Genomic DNA, 19916 nt, shown 5'->3' with positions numbered 1-19916 from the left:
TCCCATAAAATAGAAGTATACTCGTTCGAGAGGAGAAACGCATTTGGAAAATTCGCATCTACATTTTAATACGTCGATTGGTGTTCAAAAACCTGAGAATATTCGAAACAAAGACCAGGCCTGTCCATTTTGCGAAAGAGATCAACTGACCAACTTCATCGATGTAGACGAACCGATTATTCTTTTGAAAAATAAATATCCCGTATTAGAACATACCTTTCAAACGGTATTAATTGAAACAGATGATTGTCATGGTGAATTATCCACCTACTCAAAAGAGCATTTACATAAATTGATGAGGTTTGGAATCAAACATTGGTTAGAAATGGAGGCAACTGGCCGCTATCAATCAGTGATTTTTTTCAAAAATCATGGACCATTGTCAGGAGGAACGCTTTCTCATCCTCATATGCAAATTATCGGGCTCGATGAGATTGATTATAAAGAAAAGGTAACCCATGACATGTTTGAAGGGATTGTCATCGCCGAGGAGGAAGGGGTCCGTTTTACCTTGTCAACTAAACCGCGCGTGGGCTTTTACGAATTTAATATTGAAATGGATGATTCCGGCTACCAGGAGAGGTTTTCTGATTACCTGCAAACGGCGGTTCATTATATCCTGAACAACTTTCCATTTAAAGCCACGAGCTATAACCTGTTTTTTCATCATATCGAAAATAAAATCTATGCCAAGGTGGTATCGCGCTTTGTGACCACCCCGCTTTATATTGGCTATGGAATTCCTCAGGTGCCAAGTAATCTTGAATGGATGGCAAGGGAGCTGCAGCGGATTTATTTTAAAGAATAGGACTTTCTTATGTAATTTAATCCATTCATAGTTTAGAAGTTGTGATTTGGTGTTATTAAAAATATAATGAAGGAATGTAGTATTTCTTAGTAAGGTGGAACCTATATGACTTCAAACACGAATAAAACTTCAAAACTGGATTATAATCTTGTTTTTATCTTAATATTACTTTTTCTTGCAAGCTGTTTAGCGATTTATAGTGCCCAGGCGAGCGGGCAGTACAAGGAGAATTTCTTAATCAAGCAAATCTTTTGGTATGCGGTGGGCAGTGGGATTATCACCGGTGTGATGACCCTTGATTCGGACCAATTACGAAAGCTGACCTGGTATGCATATGGGTTTGGACTTCTGATGCTTGGATTTTTAATTGTAGCGCCGGAGAGTATTGCCCCTGTCATAAATGGGGCGAAAAACTGGTTTAAAATACCTGGAGTGGGAACTATCCAGCCATCCGAGTTTGTAAAAATCTTTATTATTCTGGGCCTTGCACGTGTAATTGAGGATCATCACCAAAAGAACCAGATGAAAACGATGCAAACTGATTTCTGGCTGTTAGTGAAGATAGGGATTGTCACCATGGTCCCATTAGGACTTATTATCAAGCAGGACTTAGGGACAGCACTTGTGTTTCTAGCAATCATGCTCGGAATGATCTTTATTTCAGGGATTTCGTGGAAGCTGCTTGCTCCACTATTTTCAGCCGGGATTGCACTTATCGGGACGATTTTTTATTTTGTTCTATGGAAACCGGATTTACTTGAAAAATACCTTGGGGTAGGCGAATACCAACTTCGAAGGATTTACTCCTGGCTTGATCCCTATAGCTACCAAGGATCAGACGCCTATCAATTGACCAAATCCCTGCTAGCAATTGGCTCAGGGCAGACGGGTGGTAAAGGCTTTGGAAACCGCGAAGTCTATTTACCAGAAAGCCAAACCGACTTTATTTTCAGTGTCGTCGGCGAGGAATATGGGTTTATTGGCGCAAGTGTTTTGATCAGTTTGTTCTTCTTATTGGTTTATCATATAACCAAGGTCGGAATGGAAACAAAGAATAATTTTTATACGTATATTTGTGTCGGGGTCATAAGCATGATTACTTTCCACGTCTTCCAGAATATCGGGATGACGATTGGCGTGCTGCCGATTACAGGTATCCCGTTACCGTTTATCAGCTACGGTGGTAGTGCGTTGATGGGGAACATGTTAGGGCTCGGCTTAATCTTTTCCATCCGTTATCATTATAAAAAATACATGTTTTCAACATCTGCATAGAAGTTTGGGAAAAGAGCGGCGTATTGCTGCTCTTTTTTTGTGCTTGAAATGGTGGTTGGCGGAATAAATCGGGGTTTCGGCGAAATTGTGGTTTCGTTTGGCGAAATAAGTCAGAGAGTTGGCGAGATTTCAGTCCAGTTCGGCGAAATAACCAATAAATTCGGCGAAATCCCCAGAGCAACCCAAATCAAAAAAACAAAACAAAAAGAGCGCGGCCATGGCAAGCCGCGCTCTTTTCTACTATAAAAAACAGGGAGGTTTTTTTATAAAAATTACTTGACTAAGATTTTCTCAAGGTCATCGAGCATAATATTGGCTGCTAGAACGCCGCCGGCAGTATTCCATGTTGCGTCGCTGACTTCATACACATGACCGCTCTTTACTGCATTTAAATTTTTCCAAAGCGGATCGTTTGTCCATTCTTTGGCCGTATCTAAAGCTGCTTGGTCTCCTTGTGGCGCATAAGTGAAGTAGAAGAGAAGGTCCCCATCCATTTTAGGAATAACTTCTTTGCCAACCTCTACAGCCAGTAAACCTAGCTTATTATCTGGAGTAAATAGTGCTTCCTGCTGGGCAGCACGTTTAAAGCCTAATTTATCAAAAATCACACCTGAAAAAGAATCTGTGTAGTAAATACGGGATTTTCCAGCCATAAAGCGCACAACTGAAACTTGTTGATTCACTTGATCACCGAGCTTACCTTTTAAATCCGCAATGTGTTTATCAAAATCACTTAAAACTTGGTTACCCTTTTCTTCAAGGTTCAAAGCTTTTGCGTATAATTTAAAGTTATCTTGCCAATCACCTCTGAGTGTTTCAGAAAATACTGTCGGTGCAATTGCGCTCAACTGGTCATAGATCTTTTCATGACGCAGCTTGTTACCGATAATTAAATCAGGTTTCAATGAAGCAACCTTCTCTACGTTAACTTCACTTTCAACCCCAACAACTTCAACGCCGTCCATTTCGTTTTTAATATGATCGTACCATGGATCTCCAAGCCAAGACTGAACAGCACCAACAGGCTTTACACCTAAAGCAAGCAGCGCCTCTGTTCCTTCATTGGTAAGAATAACGACCTTTTTCGGAGTACCTTTTATGGTAGTCGATCCCATTGCATGCTCTACTGTATATGATTTTTCTGCAGTAGTTTTCGTTTCGTCACTCGTTTTTTCCTCATTGCTGCCGCATGCCGCTAATAAGAGTAGGGTCATGACAGAGAAAAGAGTAAGTATGGTCTTGATTGCCTTCATTGTTTATGTATCCCCCTTAGCTAATTGTTAATGATAATCATTTTCAATGACAACTTAATCATAAAATGAGAAGTACCATTATGTCAACGTTTTAATTGAAAATGATTTTCAAAATCACTAACTTTTTTTGTGAACACATGGATTTTTTAAATGAAAATGATTTTCAAAGTCATTGACAATCATTATCAATTGGAGATAGACTTAAAATAAATAATAAGGTAGAAAGGTTACCAGAGATGCTCTTAAAAAGTACTGCATTAAAATGGATTGGATTGCTGATTGCCGTCGTCGTGTTGGTGGCAGTCATGTGTGCCAGTATCGTTTTTGGGTACACCGATACCAGTTGGCAAACAGCAGTTGATGCTTTTACCAATAATAACGGATCCAATGAACATATCATTATTCAAACCGTAAGGCTGCCGAGAGCGTTAATCGCTTCCGCGGTCGGGGCTAGCTTGGCCATTGCCGGTGTCCTGATGCAAACTTTAACCAAGAATCCACTGGCATCCCCTGGAATATTTGGGATCAATGCAGGCGGAGGGTTTGCGGTTGTCGTTGCGATGACAGTGTTTTCCGTCAATAGTTTACAAGCTTTTAGTGTTCTTGCTTTTATCGGAGCTGCCTTTGCAGCCATAAGTGTTTATACAATTGGTTCAGCTGGCCGTGAAGGTCTAACACCAATGAAACTTACTTTAGCAGGGGCTGCGATGTCAGCAATGTTTGCCTCATTTACACAAGGATTACTAGTGTTAGATGAAGTCATGCTTGATCAGGTATTATTTTGGCTGGCTGGCTCTGTCCAGGGGAGAAAATTAGAGACACTTGTTTCTGTTTTACCTTATATTGGAATAGGCTGGATTGGTGCCGTGTTAATTGCTGGAAAAATGAATATCTTGTCCATGGGGGAAGATGTGGCCAAGGGGCTTGGTTTAAACACCGGACTTCTCAAAATCGCGATTGGCGTGATTGTGATTTTATTAGCAGGCGGATCTGTCGCTGTCGCTGGTCCAATTGGTTTTGTTGGAATTGTTGTTCCCCACATTACCCGATCGATTGTAGGAATCGATCATCGTTGGGTCATCCCATTTTCAGGTGTGATAGGGGCGATCCTCTTAATCGCTGCTGATATTGTCGCCAGATACATGTTCATGCCGTCTGAGGTGCCTGTTGGTGTTATGACAGCTATCATCGGGACTCCATTCTTTATTTACATCGCAAGAAGGGGGTTCAATGGACGATGAGTAAATATAAAAATTTTCGCATCCTAAATGGAAAACTGTCCTTTTTAATGGATCGAAAAGCAACCATAACTTTCAGCATTCTTCTCATCATTACTTTCCTTGTTTTTGTAGTAAGCACGGGAAGCGGTGAAATGAAAATTAACCCGCTTACTGTTGTAAGTGTATTATTCGGCGGCGGTCCTGAGATGGAAAAGCTCATTATTACATCCTTTCGCCTCCCTAGAATTATTGTTGCTTTAATGGTTGGAATCTCTTTAGCGGTTGCAGGAGGCATCTTACAAGGGATGATTCGCAATCCACTTGCTTCTCCAGATGTATTAGGGATTACCGGTGGGGCAGCAGCAGCCGTGGTTAGTTTTTTAGCAATGTTTAGTGATAAAAATCATTCCTTAACCGTCAGTATTGCTTGGCTGCCCCTAGCTGCTTTTATCGGGGCAACAGTGGTAGGTTTTTTAGTTTATTTCCTTGCTTGGAAAAATGGGGTGTCACCAATCAGGCTCGTGTTGATTGGGATTGGGATTTCCGCATTAACGCAGGCAATCACCACCTTAACAATGGTCATGGGCCCGATTTATCAAGCGAGTCAAGCGAATATTTGGATTACTGGAACCGTGTACGGCTCCAATTGGAAAAATGTTGCGATTCTTGTCCCATGGACGGTAATCTTTGTGATTATTGCCTTGGCATTAGCCCGAACCATTAATATCCAAGAGCTCGGTGATGAGGTGGCAACGGGTTTAGGCGGCAAGGTGCAAAAACAACGATTTCTCTTATTAATGATAAGTACCGCCTTAATTGGTGGTTCGGTTGCCTTTGCAGGCGGGATTGGGTTTGTTGGCTTAATGGCCCCGCATATGGCGAGAAGATTAGTTGGTTCCTCGTTTGGAGCATTGCTTCCTGCGAGTGCATTAATTGGCGGCATTCTTGTCATGGTCGCCGATTTAATTGGCAGAACCCTGTTTTCACCTTTAGAAGTGCCAGCGGGCGTGTTCACTGCTGGGATCGGAGCACCGTACTTTATTTACCTGCTTTTTAAAACGAGAAATTCATAAAAGGAGCTGTCAGATGATGTATGCGATTGAAACGAAGAATTTATCACTTTCCTATGGGGATACACTCATTATTAAAGAATTAGATTTGAAGATTCCTAAGGGTGAAATCACCGTGTTTATTGGCGGAAATGGCTGCGGAAAATCAACGCTGCTTCGTTCAATCGCTCGTCTTTTGAAGCCCAAATCTGGTTCTGTTTTGCTTGAAGGGAAAGCGATTGCCAAGCTATCCACAAAGGACATTGCTAAAAAAATGGCGATACTCCCACAGTCGCCATCAGCACCGGAAGGATTAACAGTCCTTCAGCTTGTTAAACAAGGGCGCTATCCACACCAAACCTGGTTAAAACAATGGTCTGAGGAAGATGAGAAAAAGGTTCATGACGCCTTAAAGGCAACACGATTAGAGGACTTAAAAGAAAGAACGGTTGATTCGCTTTCTGGCGGGCAAAGACAGCGGGCCTGGATTGCGATGACGCTGGCTCAAGATACGGATATTATCCTCCTTGACGAACCAACCACTTACCTGGATATGACCCACCAAATCGAAATCCTCGATTTGCTGTTTGAACTAAATGAAACGAAAAAACGGACGGTTGTTATGGTTCTTCATGATCTTAATCTAGCTTGCCGTTATGCACATAACGTGGTTGCCATCAAAGATCAGAAGGTTTATGACCAAGGGAAACCAGAATACGTTATCAACCGCAGCCTTGTTAAAAATGTGTTTGGCATGGACTGTGAGGTAACCATGGACCCATTATTTGGGACTCCGCTCTGTATTCCTTATGGAAAGGGCAGATGTATCCTCGATAAGGCGGTAGCGGTCAATGGATAAATTACTCACGGTTAATCAATTGGAAAAATACCGATTCAATCCAAACTTACAGGACACTTTCAATGTGGCTGATCTCTTAGATGATACGTACCTCAAAGATTTTTTGAAAAATTTATCCGTTACGATTGGAGCCCCTTCTGAAAAAATAGCTGCTTCCATTTTTATCAAGCGCTATGCCTTTTTGGCCGTGATGACCTTATATTCAATGACGGCTTTAAATAAAAAGCTCAATGTATCGTTGGATAATATAAAAATGGAAGCAGCTGTACAGGGGAAAGATTGGCTGCCGGGGATTTCATTAAAGGATGCGGACCTACAGGACTGGGATGGAAACAACCGCACGGAATGGCGTTCAAGAGTTTTGAGAGATTTGTTTGCGAATAATATTTATCGACTTATCTCTCAATTGGAAAAAACCGTCGGAATATCAAAGTTAATCCTGTGGGAAAATATTGCAGTCTACTTATTTTGGCTCTATGAAACCGAGCTAAAAGATGATCATCAGGCTGCAGAGGATTTCCGTTACTTAATTTCTGAAGCGGAAGGGAAATTGTTTGGTAGATATAACCTAAATCCACTCCCAAAGTACTTTGCTGAAAAGACGTATTTGGAAGAATGGGATACAGAGGTAAGAGTAAGAAAGACCTGTTGTTTAACCTACCAACTGCCAGCAGGTAAGCGCTGCAAAACTTGCCCATGTACCCAAATGCTTAAGGACAGAAGGTGTCATGATGGAGAAAACATATGTGAAGCAGTTCGAAGCTTTGCTTGAAAAGTATAGTGAACTAATGGTGGGGGAATCCACGGAGGAAACAAAGGAGAAGGTGAAGATGTGGGCGTTGTACACCCATATCGCCAAGTCGATGCCAGCTTTGGCTAAGCATTGGAATGGCCTTTACCCGGATGCGAAAGAAGAAATGAAGCAGATCATCAATGAAATTAAAGTCATGAATGAACAGCATCGCTCCTCTTCTCAAAAATAAATACATACAAAAACCGGAAGCCGTTGATGCCTCCGGTTTTTGCTATTATTGAAGGGTACCGCCAGTTGGAAGCTGGTTCGTATATCCTTGAAATTGCTGATAGGATTGCTGAAGTTTTTGCTGGTCCGCCGTTTCGATCGCGTACCAGCCTTTTTTAAACATGAGATTATAAAGTTCACGCTGACAGTTTTGTGTTTCAGAGAAAATTTTCATAATGTCCTGATACAAGCCTTCGTGGCTTGCTTCATGCAGGGCCATGCTGTACGAAGTAGTCATATATTTTTCTGTTGCTAGTAAATCATTAATAAAATCACGGTCATTCATTTGCGGGGTCTTTGGTACTTGAGTTTCAGGGTTTTGAATCTTCTGTTGTTGGTTCATTATAAACTTACCTCCTTATAAATGGTCTAGCTCCAGGCCATACGCCGCTAAACGGTCGCTTCCGCTTTTCTTTATTGCATATTATTTAATGGTTGCTGCTGGCTGGCATGCTGGCCTAAGTGGCCTAGAATCTGTTGATAGTGGCGCTGGTGCATTTGGGCTACTTTTTCTGCTTCCGCTTTAATTTCAGGGTCCTGACACTGACCGGCAAAAAAGTGAGCTTTCTTCGCGGACAATAAGTTCCAAGACATCATATCGGTTAAATAAAGAGCATCCTTTGTTGACACGACTCCGGGAGGCTGTTGCATGGTTGCTTGTTGATTTTGCATATTCATATTGGGCATATTCATATTTTGTTGCTGCATAATAACCCTCCTAATTCATATAATCTTTACGCCTATATGGTCTCTCAAACGGACACATTTATGCAAAAAGAGAAACAGGCTGAAACAATCAGCCTGCTTTCCTTAGCGCTTATATTGATTATTCTGGCTGTTTTTTTTATCAAGATGAGCCTCTTCATTGCCTGGCCCGCCATTGCCCTTCACACTTGCCGCACTTACTCCAGCTTTGGAAGGGTCTTTTTTCATTTTTGCCATCGTTATCACCTCAGAAATAGGTTGCCCTTTTAGTTGAAAATATTTAAAAAAATTTTTTTCAAAAAAAATCCAAATTTCCGCTTTTAATGATTGCACAAATTTTCGAAATATTCTATAGTAAGTAGTAACAAGACTCATTCAAATGTGAATTTTTTTTGACTAAAAAATGAATGAGTATTCATTCAAGATTTGAAGGGGGAGACAATGTTGAACCATGTAATGAAAAAAGCAGCTGTCATAGGATCTGGTGTGATGGGGTCGGGAATTGCTGCTCATCTCGCGAATATCGGCATCCCAACACTATTATTAGATATTGTGCCACGTGAACTTACCAAAGCAGAAGAAGCAAAAGGACTGACCCTGCAAGATAAACAAGTGCGTAATCGAATAAGTGCAACTTCCATCCAAAAATTATTGAAACAAAAGCCTGCCCCACTGGCAGTGAAAAAGAATATAGCCTTAATTGAAGCGGGCAATCTTGAAGATGATCTATTTAAACTGAAGGACGTTGACTGGGTCATTGAAGTGGTCGTTGAAAACCTTAACGTCAAGAAACAGGTATTTGAAAAAGTTGATCAATACCGGAAACCAGGCAGTATTATTAGCTCGAATACCTCAGGAATTTCAGTAGAAGCAATGGTCGAGGGTCGTTCCGAAGATTTCCAAAGGCATTTCCTTGGTACCCACTTTTTTAACCCGCCGCGCTATTTGAAATTGCTTGAAGTGATTCCTACTCAATATACGTCTCCAGAAGTCCTTTCATTCATGAAAACTTTTGGTGAAGATGTTTTAGGAAAAGGTGTGGTGGTTGCAAAGGATACACCAAACTTTATTGCGAACCGGATTGGAACTTACGGACTTCTCGTAACTGTTCAGGAAATGTTGAAGGCGGGCCTTAGTGTCGGCGAAGTCGATTCAATCACCGGACCACTGATTGGCCGCGCAAAAAGTGCTACCTTCCGGACACTTGATGTAGTAGGCTTAGATACTTTCTATCATGTCGCTAATAACGTTTATGAAAAAGTCGAAGGCAAAGAAAAGGAAGTTTTCGAAATCCCTGCCTTTTTGAAAGCGATGGTGGAAAAAGGCTGGCTTGGAAGCAAATCAGGTCAAGGCTTCTTTTTGAAAAAAGGCAAAGAAATACTTGAGCTTGATCCAAATACATTAGAATATGGACCGCGTAAAAAGCTGTCCACACCTGCAGTTGAATTGGCGAAGCAGGAAAAAGGCATTGCCAATAAAATGAAAGCGCTTGTATACGCAAATGACCAGGCCGGACAATTCTTATGGAATACGCTGGCACAGTCACTTATATATTCCGCACAGCTATTAGGCGAGATTGCTGATGATATTGTTTCCATCGACCGAGCGATGAAATGGGGCTTTGGCTGGGAAACAGGCCCGTTTGAAACATGGGATGCAATCGGAGTTGAAAAGTCAGTTGCGAAAATGAAGGAAGCCGGCATTGAAGTCCCAGCATGGGTCACAGAAATGCTGGAAAAAGGACATTCATCTTTCTATTTAGAAGAAAACGGTGAAAAGTTCTACTATGATCACGGCCAATATCGATTAGTGGAATTCAATCCGAAGGCCCTCGATCTTGAGAAGATCAAGAAGCAAAAGGGTGTTATTAAAAAGAATAGCGGAGCAAGTTTGATTGATATCGGTGATGGCGTTGCGCTGTTAGAATTCCATTCACCTAACAATGCGATTGGTCTTGATATCGTACAAATGATTAACTACGCAGTTGAAGAAGTAGAAAAGAATTATAAGGGTCTTGTCATCGGCAACCAAGGGAAGAACTTCTGTGTGGGTGCCAATTTGGCGATGATGCTCATGGAAGTACAGGATGACAATATTTATGAACTCGATCTGATTGTCCGTCACCTCCACAGTGCCTTGCTGAAAGTTAAGTACAGTTCGAAGCCAGTGGTCGCAGCCCCATTTGGTATGACACTCGGAGGCGGGGCAGAGGTTTGTTTGCCAGCAGCCCATATTCAAGCTTCAGCTGAAACGTATATGGGTCTAGTTGAAGTGGGCGTTGGTTTACTTCCAGGCGGCGGCGGAAACAAAGAGCTATATATGAAGCACTTAGAGAACCTGCCAAACGGGGTTCCGTTTGACCTGCAAACGATCGCCAATAAAGTGTTTGAAACGATTGCGACTGCAAAAGTTTCTACATCTGCGGAAGAAGCCCGTAAAAATAATTTCTTAAGTAAGTCGGATGGAATCAGTTTCAATAGTGACCATCTGCTCTACGATGCAAAGCAGGCAGTCCTTGCCCTACACGAAAAAGGCTATAAAGCAAAAGTTCGCCGTAAAGTTCCGGTTGTCGGTGAAACAGGTTATGCGACCTTGTTACTTGGTGCTGAAGCAATGCGCCTATCTGGGTATATTTCAGAGCATGATCTGAAAATTGCTAAGAAAATTGCCTATGTAATCGCTGGCGGCAGGGTGCCGTTTGGTACAGAAGTAGATGAGCAATATTTATTGGATATCGAACGGCAAGCGTTCTTAAGCCTCATTGCGGAGCCAAAATCGCAGCAGCGGATGCAGCATATGCTTGTGAAAGGTAAACCTTTAAGAAATTAAAACAAAGGGTCTGGCCCTTCTGCCAAAGGCTTTATTATAGCCAGTTTTGAATAAGGGTTCAGACCCTAAGATACTAATTTTCTAGTTTGAAAGAAAGCGAGGGAACTTACATGAGAGAAGCGGTAATCGTTGCCGGAGCAAGGACCCCGGTCGGAAAAGCAAAGAAAGGATCGCTTGCCCAAGTTCGCCCCGATGATTTAGGGGCATTAGTGGTAAAGGAAACATTAAAGCGTGCGGGAAATTATGAAGGAAATATTGATGATTTAATCATAGGCTGTGCTATGCCTGAGGCAGAGCAAGGCAACAATATGGCTCGGAATATCGGAGCTTTAGCTGGACTTCCCTATACTGTTCCTGCCATCACCGTCAATCGATTCTGTTCTTCAGGATTACAGGCGATTGCTTATGCCGCACAAGGAATCATGCTTGGCCACACTGATACAGCGATCGCTGGCGGCGCGGAATCGATGAGTATGATCCCGATGATGGGTCATGTTGTCCGTCCTAATATTAAACTAGCTGAGTCAGCTCCTCAATATTATATGGGCATGGGTCATACAGCCGAGCAAGTAGCCATGAAATATGGCATTTCACGTGAGGATCAAGACGCCTTTGCCGTAAGAAGCCATCAAAAAGCCGCGAAGGCAATTGCTGAAGGAAAATTCGTCGATGAAATCGTACCAGTGGACGCGACAATCCGGACTGTTGGCAAAGACAACAAACTCATTGAAAAAACAATTCAATTTTCAATGGATGAAGGTGTTCGTCCTGATACGAACTTAGAAACTTTAGGTACACTCCGCCCAGCCTTCTCGGTGTCAGGCACCGTAACAGCCGGGAATGCCTCACAAACTAGTGACGGGGCGGCCGCTTTGATGGTGATGGATCGGGAAAAGGCTGAATCACTGGGCCTTAAGCCGTTGGCGAAATTCCGATCGTTTGCCGTTGGCGGTGTTCCGCCTGAAATTATGGGTGTTGGGCCGGTTGTCGCGATTCCAAAGGCTGTCAAACTAGCTGGTCTTGAATTATCGGATATTAATTTATTCGAACTGAATGAAGCGTTTGCTTCACAAGCACTGCAAGTCATTCGTGAACTCGGTCTGAACGAAGAAATTGTCAACGTCAATGGCGGTGCGATTGCCTTAGGACATCCACTTGGATGTACAGGTGCTAAATTAACGCTCACATTGATTCACGAATTAAAACGCCGCAACCAACAATTTGGTGTGGTAACAATGTGTATCGGCGGCGGAATGGGTGCGGCTGGAGTATTTGAATTACTGTAATTGTCCCAAGCATATAAATCTTAGAAAGAGTCTGCAAGGCAGCTCCTTTCTAATAAAAGTTTAGGAGGAATAAATAATGACAAACCAAACAGAAAAAGTCATTAAAGGCGGCAGCTTTTTAATAGAGGATATTTCATATGACCGACTTTTTACACCAGAGGACTTTACCGACGAACATTTAATGATTGCGAAAACGGCAGAAGACTTTGTGGAAAAAGAAGTGGTGCCGCAGTTGGAACATTTAGAAAATCATGAGTTTGACCGTACGGTAAAGCTCCTTAAAAAAGCAGGCGAATTGGGCCTTTTAGCGGTAGATGTACCTGAGGAATATGACGGATTAGCCTTAGATAAGATTACCTCTTCTCTTTTGACCGAGAAAATGGCTGGAGGAGGCGGATTCTCCCTTTCACACGGAGCACACGTCGGAATTGGCTCGCTGCCAATCGTGTTATTCGGAAACGAGGACCAAAAACGCAGATATTTACCTGCACTTGCATCAGGCGAAAAACTTGCAGCTTATGCCTTAACAGAACCAGGTTCAGGCTCCGACGCTCTTGGTGCTAGAACAACGGCTAAATTAAATGCAGCAGGTACACATTATATCCTAAACGGGGAAAAACAATGGATTACCAATGCTGGCTTCGCCGATGTATTCGTCGTCTATGCCAAAATCGATGGCGAGCAATTTACTGCTTTTATCGTTGATAGAGATCTCCCAGGTGTTTCTACTGGGGCAGAAGAGAAGAAGATGGGGATCAAGAGTTCTTCTACTCGAACACTTATTTTAGAAGATGTGCCTGTTCCTGTTGAAAACTTATTAGGTGAAATTGGTAAAGGTCACGTCATTGCTTTTAATATCCTAAATATTGGCCGATATAAGCTAGCAGTCGGAAGTGTTGGCGGCTCTAAAAAAGCATTCGAACTCACCGTTAAGTATGCAAATGGCCGTCAGCAATTCAAAACACCGATTTCCCAATTCAATTTAACAAAAGAAAAGTTCGGTACGCTGGCCTCTGAAATTTATGCGGCCGAAAGCTCGGTTTACCGTACGATTGGTCTCTATGAAGATAACCAAGGAAAACTGACAACAGAGCAAGAAAAGGACATTAAATTAGTTGCGAATTCGATCGCCGAATATGCGATTGAATGTTCACTTAATAAATTTTTCGCCAGCGAAGTATTAGCCCATGTAACCGATGAAGGCGTCCAAATACATGGTGGTTACGGTTTCATGCAGGAGTATCCAATTGAAAGAGCCTATCGTGACGCACGGATCCAGCGTATTTTTGAAGGAACCAATGAAATTAACCGCTTGCTGGTGCCAGGCACCTTATTGAAAAAAGCGTTCAAGGGTGAGCTGCCATTATTCCAAAAAGCGATGGCCCTGCAAGAGGAGTTAATGATGTTAATGCCAGAAGAGCCGGGTGACGAGCCGCTTGCACAAGAAAAATATCTAGTGAGAAATGCGAAGAAAATCGCTCTATTAGCAGCCGGTTTAGCGGCCCAAAAATTTGGTAAAGCACTTGAAAAAGAGCAAGAAGTGTTAGCCAATATCGCTGACCTTATTTCCAACGTGTATGCCATGGAATCTGTTGTGTTGCGAACTGAGAAGGCAATTGCGAAAACTGGATTAGAGAAGAACAAGCAAAAGCTTCTGTATACACAAATCTATTGCCAAGAAGCTTTCAATCAACTTGAAGCGATTGCAAAAGAAACATTAGTTGCTGTTGAACAAGGTGATACACTACGGATGATGTTATCGTCGCTTCGTAAATTTACGCGTCATACCCCGATTAATGTGATAGCGAAAAAACGTGAAGCAGCCGATGTTATCATTGAAGCCGAGCGCTATATCGTTTAATGAAAATGGGCTCCCTTTCGATTAGAAAGGGAGCCTAAATTTTTATAGTAGAATAGGAAGGAATTTTGAAAAATTAGTCGAATTTTTTAAATTAGTACATATTTTTTGCATTAGGATTTTGAAAAACGTTATGATAATATTCAAGTGACGTTAAGATTTTTACGGGAAAGGGCGGTGAAATGAATGTCACTGACTTTTTATTGGTATCCGAAATGCGGCACCTGTCGAAACGCGAAGAAATGGCTGGATGCCCATCATCTTTCCTATGAAGAAGTACATATTGTGGAACATCCTCCAAGTCGTGAGGAGTTGCAGGATCTTTATCAAAAAAGCGGACTGGAATTAAAGAAATTCTTTAATACAAGTGGTATGAAATACCGTGAATTAGGTATAAAGGATAAAATGAAGTCTGCAACAGAGGAAGAACTGCTCGAATTACTTGCTTCCGATGGCATGTTAATCAAACGCCCAATTTTAACGGATGGCGAACGTGTCACCGTAGGCTTTAAAGAAGAAGAGTTTGAAAAAATGTGGCGATAAGCCGGCTCTTCATCACAATGGGAATCGATTTATTTCGATGATAGATTTTTAGAAAAAACAATGGAGGGATTTAGCGATGAGTACACCAAAAGAATTACGTTATTCAGAGGAACATGAATGGGTTAAGGTTGAAGGAGAAAAAGTTCGTGTCGGGATTACTGCTTTTGCACAGCATGAACTAGGAGATATCGTTTTTGTTGAGCTTCCAGAAGTGGGCGATGAAGTAACTGCCGACGAACCATTTGGTAGCGTAGAGTCTGTAAAAACTGTATCTGAGCTTTATGCACCTGTCAGCGGTAAAGTCGTGGAAGTGAATGAAGATTTAAGCGACAGCCCTGAATTTGTTAACGAATCACCATACGAAAAGGCATGGATGATTGTGATTGAACTATCTGACAGCAGCGAACTTGATAAGCTTATGACTGCTGAACAATATGAAGAAATGATCAAAGAAGACTAAAAAATAGGGAAAGGCACCTTGTCAAGGTGCTTTTTCTCTTAAATTCCCACTTTTTCTTCTACTATTTTTGGGAAACCTATAATAAATATATTTAAGAGGGTGGGAGCGTGGCATTAAAGCAGCAAAGGATAGACGTAACCGATCGGGTTATTGGCAAAATGAAAAATGGAGAAATGGAATTGTTTCTTGATAATACGCCAATTGGAAAAATGAAATTGACAGATCACATGCAGGTGGAATTAGAGCATCATTTTGAAGTGGAGCAGCAGAAGATTTATCAACACCTGACGACAAGTGAAGGGTCGGATGCTAAGTATACTGATTGTGATGAGGGCGGCTGGTGCTAGCTGAGTAACTTGGGTCTATAGTCACAAGCCTATTTTTTCAAAAGACAATAATGATATGGTTAACATAGTCAGAAGAAGGCACACGTAATCAATAATTTAGAATATGTTAACATAAAACAACTTCTAATACAGGTGATGGATGATGAATGATTCGTATGTTGACAAAGTTCTTATTGTCGAAGGAAAGTCGGATAAAAATAAGGTAAAAAAAATCGTGAAGGAACCAGTTGAAATCATTTGTACAAATGGGACCATCAGTATTACAAAATTAGATGAATTGATTGATTTCCTTGAAGATAAGGATGTCTATATTCTTGTCGATGCTGACTTCTCCGGTGAGAAACTTCGCAAGCAATTAAAACGCGAGTTACCCCAAGCCGAACATTTATATATCGACCGAATGTATCGTGAGGTAGCGACCGCACCAGTTCACCACTTAGCCACCGTACTATTAGGTGCAAATATTGATGTGCATACTGAATTTTTAGAAATGGGTTAAACGATAAATGAACGAATGGAATCGAATAGAATTATCTTCCTTTATTGAAGGGAAGGCAACTGGATTAGTGTATTTCTATACACCAATGTGCGGGACATGTCAGGTAGCTTCAAAAATGCTCCAGGTCATCGAGGAACTAGTAAAGGTAGATATGGGTAAAATGAACCTAAACTTCTATCCAGACCTTGCTAGGGAATATGAAATTGAAAGTGTTCCTTGCCTGTTATTGGTCGAGGCTGGAGAAGTAAAAGAAACACTCTACGCCTTCCACTCCGTACCTTTTTTACTCGATAAAATAAAACAGCAGATATTATAAGAGCAGATGCACATGTGCATCTGTTTTTTAATGAATCCCAACCTTACGGACAAACCTCGTTGAAAAACCAAGGAAATTCCGATTTCCGACATATTTCTCAGGAAATTCTCTCACTACCGCCCTGCCAAGTAGATAATTGTCGACCAATTTAAAGAGGAATTCTGGCCTATGTCTTGTATAGTAAATATAAGAGCGTAGACCGGAGTGATGGAAGATGATAGAGGTATTGAAAACCTTTCAATTAGCAATCAAGCAGCAAGGGCATTTACTGCCGTTACTTGAGCATATCCATACAAGAGTGAATTTAATTTGTGAACAAAATACCTATCAAATCTTCATGAAGGATAGGGAAATTTTCATCCTCCATGATAGCAAAGAGACTCAAACAATACCTGAGATTCGTGGGGATCTTTATGCGATGAGACAGTTGCTTACAGGGGAGGAAAGGTTGCGGACTCTTGAACGAAACGGTCAATTAAGTATTTCTGCTCCCATCCGCACAACATTATTACTGGAGTCTATCTTCTATTTAACAAAAACGCAGGATCATATCGCAAAAATTACAAATTTTTAATCAAACCTGTTGACTCGGAATTAAAATTTAGATAACATTGTAATTAGAATATTTAACCAATTATTACAATTTCATCAATACATTCTTATCGAGAGTGGCGGAGGGACTGGCCCTTTGATGCCCAGCAACCGGTTTACTACATAATAACACGGTGCTAAATCCAGCAGAGCAATCAGCTCTGGAAGATGAGAAGTGTGAGCCCCCTCTTCTCTGAAGCGGGGGTTTTTGTTTGGTGAGTTGTCAAAAAAAGGAGGAAGCAAGATGAGTGAAAATCCAAAGAAATATCGTTTTGAAACATTAAGTGTCCATGGCGGCTTAACTCCAGATCCGGTAACAGGGGCCCGCGCTGTTCCGATTTACCAAAACAATGCATATCAATTTAAGAATACTGAGCATGCTGCAAACCTATTTAGCTTAGCAGAGTCTGGATACATATACACACGAATACACAACCCAACGACCACTGTATTTGAAGAAAGAGTCGCATTATTAGAAGGCGGTGTTGGTGCCTTAGCAGTGGCGAGCGGAATGGCCGCTATTACTCTTGCCATTTTAAATATTGCTGAGGCTGGCGATGAAATTGTTTCGGCTTCCAATCTCTATGGAGGCACCTATAATTTATTTGCAGTGACTCTTCCGAAATATGGAATTAATGTGAAATTTGTAGATCCAGAAAATCCAGAAAACTTCCGCCAAGCGATCACTGCCAAAACAAAAGCCGTCTTTGCGGAAACAATTGGTAATCCAAGCCTGCGCATCCTCGATATTGAAAAAGTAGCAGAAATTGCCCATGAAGCAGGTGTACCACTAATCGTTGACAATACTTTTGCCACTCCATACCTTTGCCGTCCAATTGAACATGGAGCAGATATTGTCATTCATTCCGCTACTAAGTGGTTATTAGGGAACGGAACGACAACGGGCGGAATTATTGTTGATGGCGGTAAATTCGATTGGAATTCTCCAAGATTCCCAGGCTTTACAACACCAGACGCAAGCTACCATGATTTGGTTTATGCAAAAGCCTTAGGCGCGGTGGCTTATATTATCAAAGCACGTGTCCAATTGCTTCGTGATCTAGGGCCGGCATTAAGTCCGCAAAATTCCTTCCAGTTTGTCCTTGGACTTGAAACTCTGCATGTCCGGATGAAGGAGCATGTCGCGAATACTAAAGAAGTCGTCGATTACTTAACTAACCATCCTGCCGTAGAATGGGTTTCCTATCCTGGTCATCCATCCCATCCCGATTATGAACTAGCTAAAAAGTATCTACCAAAAGGTGCCGGTTCGATGGTGGTATTCGGAATTAAAGGCGGAAAAGAAGCAGGGGCTAAATTAATTGATTCCATCACACTTTGGGCACATGTGGCCAATGTTGGTGATGCAAAAAGTTTAATTATTCATCCGGCCAGCACCACTCACCAGCAATTAGATGCCCAAGGCCTGATCGCTGCAGGTGTAACAGAGGATTTAATTCGCCTATCCATCGGGATCGAGAATGTAGAAGATCTGATTGAAGACCTAGAGTCGGCTATTGTTTCGGCAACTGGTTTAACTTCATTAAACGTTAATGCCTAAAACTTATTTTTTTGAATAAGAAACTATTTTCATTGACACCCCTTTTTATCCGTGATACGATACTTTTGTAATATAGTTACTTAAACAAATTCACGTTTGAATTAAATATAGGAATTGATACTCTTATCAAGAGAGGTGGAGGGATGTGCCCGATGAAGCCCGGCAACCGTCAATATTTATTATTGAAATGGTGCCAATTCACACAAAGCGTTTGCTTTGGAAGATGGGAGAAAGGATTATTATTTATGATGCCTTTCTGCCTGCGCAGAAAGGCTTTTTATTTTGATAACATAGAATCTTTTTGTAAAAAAAGTCAAACCCTATATTAGATTAAACGGTATATTACAAGAAAAATCTTTCAGAATTTTAAGGTAAATTGGATAAAAAGCAGGTGATATAATGATTTCTATAAAAAGTGTTCAGAAAATTTTTCCTTCCAAACAGGGTCAGCTTAGAGCCGTTGATGATGTAAACCTTGAAATTCAAGATGGTGAAATTTTCGGGGTAATTGGATACAGTGGTGCTGGTAAAAGTACATTGATTAGAATGTTAAATGGTTTGGAACTGCCGACCAGTGGGACCGTAACCGTTGCTGGCCGCGTGGTTTCAAAAATCAAAGGGGCTGAACTTCGAAAAGCCCGGCAAGAGATCAGTATGATTTTTCAGCATTTTAACTTATTGTGGTCAAGAACCGTTAGTGAAAATATTGCTTTTCCCTTAGAAATTGCAGGCATCAAAGGTCCTGAGCGCCAAAAAAGAGTAAGTGAACTAATTAAATTAGTCGGCCTGGAAGGTAGAGAGAATGCTTATCCATCCCAGTTAAGCGGCGGACAAAAGCAACGTGTTGGGATTGCAAGGGCGCTTGCCAACAATCCGAAAGTACTTCTTTGTGATGAAGCTACTTCTGCCCTCGACCCACAAACGACCGATTCTATTTTGGAATTGTTAGTTGATATAAATAAAAGGCTTGGTCTGACTATTGTTCTTATTACCCATGAAATGCATGTAATCCGCAAGATTTGTCACCGGGTTGCCGTCATGGAAAGTGGAAGGGTCGTCGAACTTGGACAAGTATTAGATGTATTCAAAAATCCACAGCAGTCGATTACGAAACGATTTGTCCAGCAGGTAACCGAACCAGAAGAGACGAAAGAAACTGCTGAACATTTAATTGAACGTTATCGTTCCGGTCAAATTGTTCAACTAACTTTTATTGGGGAATCTGTTGAACAGCCGATCATTACAAATGTCATTCGCCATAATAACGTGACCGTTAATATCTTGCAAGGGAAGATTTCACAAACCCAAAGCGGGTCCTATGGAACCTTATTCATTCATATTGATGGGGACGAAGCAGAAGTCAATAAGGCAGTCGACTATATTCGTTCACAGCAAGTAGGAGTGGAGGTGGTTACAAGTGAATAGTAAACCGTATT

Annotated in this window: 22 protein-coding genes and 2 riboswitches; of the genes, 18 read left to right on the top strand and 4 right to left on the bottom strand. The window is 41.5% G+C overall.

Translation table 11 applies throughout. The features are described 5' to 3' along the window. Positions 1–43 precede the first annotated feature (43 nt). Together AC4QJR_RS23790 and AC4QJR_RS23785 are read left to right on the top strand one after the other, a co-directional pair. On the top strand, positions 44–808 hold the full coding sequence (locus AC4QJR_RS23790; RefSeq protein WP_496524392.1) for a DUF4931 domain-containing protein: 765 nt from the start codon (positions 44–46) through the stop codon (positions 806–808). Positions 809–913: 105 nt separating this feature from the next. After that, positions 914–2083 carry an FtsW/RodA/SpoVE family cell cycle protein gene (locus tag AC4QJR_RS23785; RefSeq protein ID WP_496524391.1) on the top strand — a complete coding sequence of 390 codons (1170 nt, stop codon included), beginning with the start codon at positions 914–916 and terminating at the stop codon, positions 2081–2083. Between the two features lie 272 nt (positions 2084–2355). Here the strand turns inward: AC4QJR_RS23785 and AC4QJR_RS23780 are convergent, their stop codons facing one another. Next, complete coding sequence (locus AC4QJR_RS23780; RefSeq protein ID WP_098572358.1) at positions 2356–3336, bottom strand: ABC transporter substrate-binding protein; 981 nt, start codon at positions 3334–3336, stop codon at positions 2356–2358. Between the two features lie 236 nt (positions 3337–3572). On the opposite strand from AC4QJR_RS23780, the gene AC4QJR_RS23775 reads away from it, so the two are divergent. The 5 genes from AC4QJR_RS23775 to AC4QJR_RS23755 are packed head-to-tail and all read left to right on the top strand — an operon-like array spanning position 3573 to position 7447. Beyond that, positions 3573–4577 (top strand): FecCD family ABC transporter permease, encoded by a 1005-nt coding sequence (locus tag AC4QJR_RS23775; protein WP_496524390.1) that lies wholly within the window; start codon positions 3573–3575, stop codon positions 4575–4577. Beyond that, entirely contained in the window at positions 4574–5629 is a 1056-nt protein-coding gene (locus tag AC4QJR_RS23770; protein WP_496524389.1) for a FecCD family ABC transporter permease, read from the top strand. The genes AC4QJR_RS23775 and AC4QJR_RS23770 overlap by 4 nt, the downstream gene beginning before the upstream one ends. 13 nt (positions 5630–5642) lie before the next feature. Further along, positions 5643–6464 (top strand): ABC transporter ATP-binding protein, encoded by an 822-nt coding sequence (locus AC4QJR_RS23765; RefSeq protein WP_496524388.1) that lies wholly within the window; start codon positions 5643–5645, stop codon positions 6462–6464. Next, positions 6457–7236, top strand: coding sequence for an IucA/IucC family C-terminal-domain containing protein (locus tag AC4QJR_RS23760; protein WP_496524387.1), 780 nt, complete (start codon positions 6457–6459; stop codon positions 7234–7236). The genes AC4QJR_RS23765 and AC4QJR_RS23760 overlap by 8 nt, the downstream gene beginning before the upstream one ends. Continuing rightward, a complete protein-coding gene (locus AC4QJR_RS23755) occupies positions 7196–7447 on the top strand; it encodes a DUF2573 family protein (RefSeq protein WP_496526733.1) in 252 nt (83 codons plus the stop codon). Before AC4QJR_RS23760 ends, AC4QJR_RS23755 begins: the two co-directional genes overlap by 41 nt. Positions 7448–7492: 45 nt before the next feature. Here the strand turns inward: AC4QJR_RS23755 and AC4QJR_RS23750 are convergent, their stop codons facing one another. The 3 genes from AC4QJR_RS23750 to AC4QJR_RS23740 all read right to left on the bottom strand — a co-directional run bounded on the left by AC4QJR_RS23750 (position 7493) and on the right by AC4QJR_RS23740 (position 8427). Beyond that, a complete protein-coding gene (locus tag AC4QJR_RS23750) occupies positions 7493–7828 on the bottom strand; it encodes a spore coat protein (RefSeq protein WP_496524386.1) in 336 nt (111 codons plus the stop codon). Positions 7829–7899: 71 nt separating this feature from the next. Then, complete coding sequence (locus AC4QJR_RS23745; protein WP_026567850.1) at positions 7900–8193, bottom strand: hypothetical protein; 294 nt, start codon at positions 8191–8193, stop codon at positions 7900–7902. 102 nt (positions 8194–8295) lie between these two features. Continuing rightward, on the bottom strand, positions 8296–8427 hold the full coding sequence (locus AC4QJR_RS23740; protein ID WP_098572409.1) for a YuzL family protein: 132 nt from the start codon (positions 8425–8427) through the stop codon (positions 8296–8298). A gap of 219 nt (positions 8428–8646) precedes the next feature. Here AC4QJR_RS23740 and AC4QJR_RS23735 point away from each other — a divergent pair, with 219 nt between their 5' ends. From AC4QJR_RS23735 to AC4QJR_RS23685, 11 genes are all read left to right on the top strand, one after another. Beyond that, positions 8647–11019 carry a 3-hydroxyacyl-CoA dehydrogenase/enoyl-CoA hydratase family protein gene (locus tag AC4QJR_RS23735; RefSeq protein ID WP_496526732.1) on the top strand — a complete coding sequence of 791 codons (2373 nt, stop codon included), beginning with the start codon at positions 8647–8649 and terminating at the stop codon, positions 11017–11019. A 110-nt stretch (positions 11020–11129) separates the two neighbouring features. Further along, positions 11130–12305, top strand: coding sequence for an acetyl-CoA C-acetyltransferase (locus AC4QJR_RS23730; RefSeq protein ID WP_496524385.1), 1176 nt, complete (start codon positions 11130–11132; stop codon positions 12303–12305). Between the two features lie 76 nt (positions 12306–12381). Beyond that, entirely contained in the window at positions 12382–14166 is a 1785-nt protein-coding gene (locus AC4QJR_RS23725; protein WP_098572367.1) for an acyl-CoA dehydrogenase FadE, read from the top strand. 183 nt (positions 14167–14349) lie between these two features. Further along, on the top strand, positions 14350–14706 hold the full coding sequence (locus AC4QJR_RS23720; RefSeq protein ID WP_496524384.1) for an arsenate reductase family protein: 357 nt from the start codon (positions 14350–14352) through the stop codon (positions 14704–14706). 76 nt (positions 14707–14782) lie between these two features. Further along, on the top strand, positions 14783–15166 hold the full coding sequence (gene gcvH / locus AC4QJR_RS23715; RefSeq protein WP_026567855.1) for a glycine cleavage system protein GcvH: 384 nt from the start codon (positions 14783–14785) through the stop codon (positions 15164–15166). A 107-nt stretch (positions 15167–15273) separates the two neighbouring features. Then, on the top strand, positions 15274–15513 hold the full coding sequence (locus AC4QJR_RS23710; RefSeq protein WP_496524383.1) for a YusG family protein: 240 nt from the start codon (positions 15274–15276) through the stop codon (positions 15511–15513). 142 nt (positions 15514–15655) lie between these two features. Beyond that, positions 15656–16012, top strand: a complete 357-nt coding sequence (locus AC4QJR_RS23705; protein ID WP_026567857.1) for a toprim domain-containing protein — start codon at positions 15656–15658, stop codon at positions 16010–16012. 7 nt (positions 16013–16019) lie between these two features. Further along, positions 16020–16328 carry a thioredoxin family protein gene (locus tag AC4QJR_RS23700; protein ID WP_251457985.1) on the top strand — a complete coding sequence of 103 codons (309 nt, stop codon included), beginning with the start codon at positions 16020–16022 and terminating at the stop codon, positions 16326–16328. 214 nt (positions 16329–16542) lie between these two features. Beyond that, positions 16543–16902, top strand: a complete 360-nt coding sequence (locus tag AC4QJR_RS23695; protein ID WP_251457982.1) for a hypothetical protein — start codon at positions 16543–16545, stop codon at positions 16900–16902. A gap of 82 nt (positions 16903–16984) precedes the next feature. Continuing rightward, positions 16985–17094, top strand: a riboswitch (SAM riboswitch). Positions 17095–17163: 69 nt separating this feature from the next. After that, the gene (locus AC4QJR_RS23690; RefSeq protein ID WP_496524382.1) at positions 17164–18480 is read left to right on the top strand and encodes an O-acetylhomoserine aminocarboxypropyltransferase/cysteine synthase family protein; all 1317 of its coding nucleotides are present in this window, start codon (positions 17164–17166) and stop codon (positions 18478–18480) included. Positions 18481–18600: 120 nt separating this feature from the next. Continuing rightward, a riboswitch (SAM riboswitch) is annotated at positions 18601–18710 on the top strand. A 169-nt stretch (positions 18711–18879) separates the two neighbouring features. Beyond that, positions 18880–19905: a methionine ABC transporter ATP-binding protein gene (locus AC4QJR_RS23685; protein ID WP_375375196.1), complete on the top strand. Its 1026-nt coding sequence runs from the start codon at positions 18880–18882 to the stop codon at positions 19903–19905. The last annotated feature ends 11 nt before the right edge of the window (positions 19906–19916 follow it).

Source organism: Neobacillus sp. BP17 (assembly GCF_059579525.1).
The sequence above is the reverse complement of the archived record's forward strand: the minus strand, read 5'-3'. Positions and strand labels throughout refer to the sequence as shown.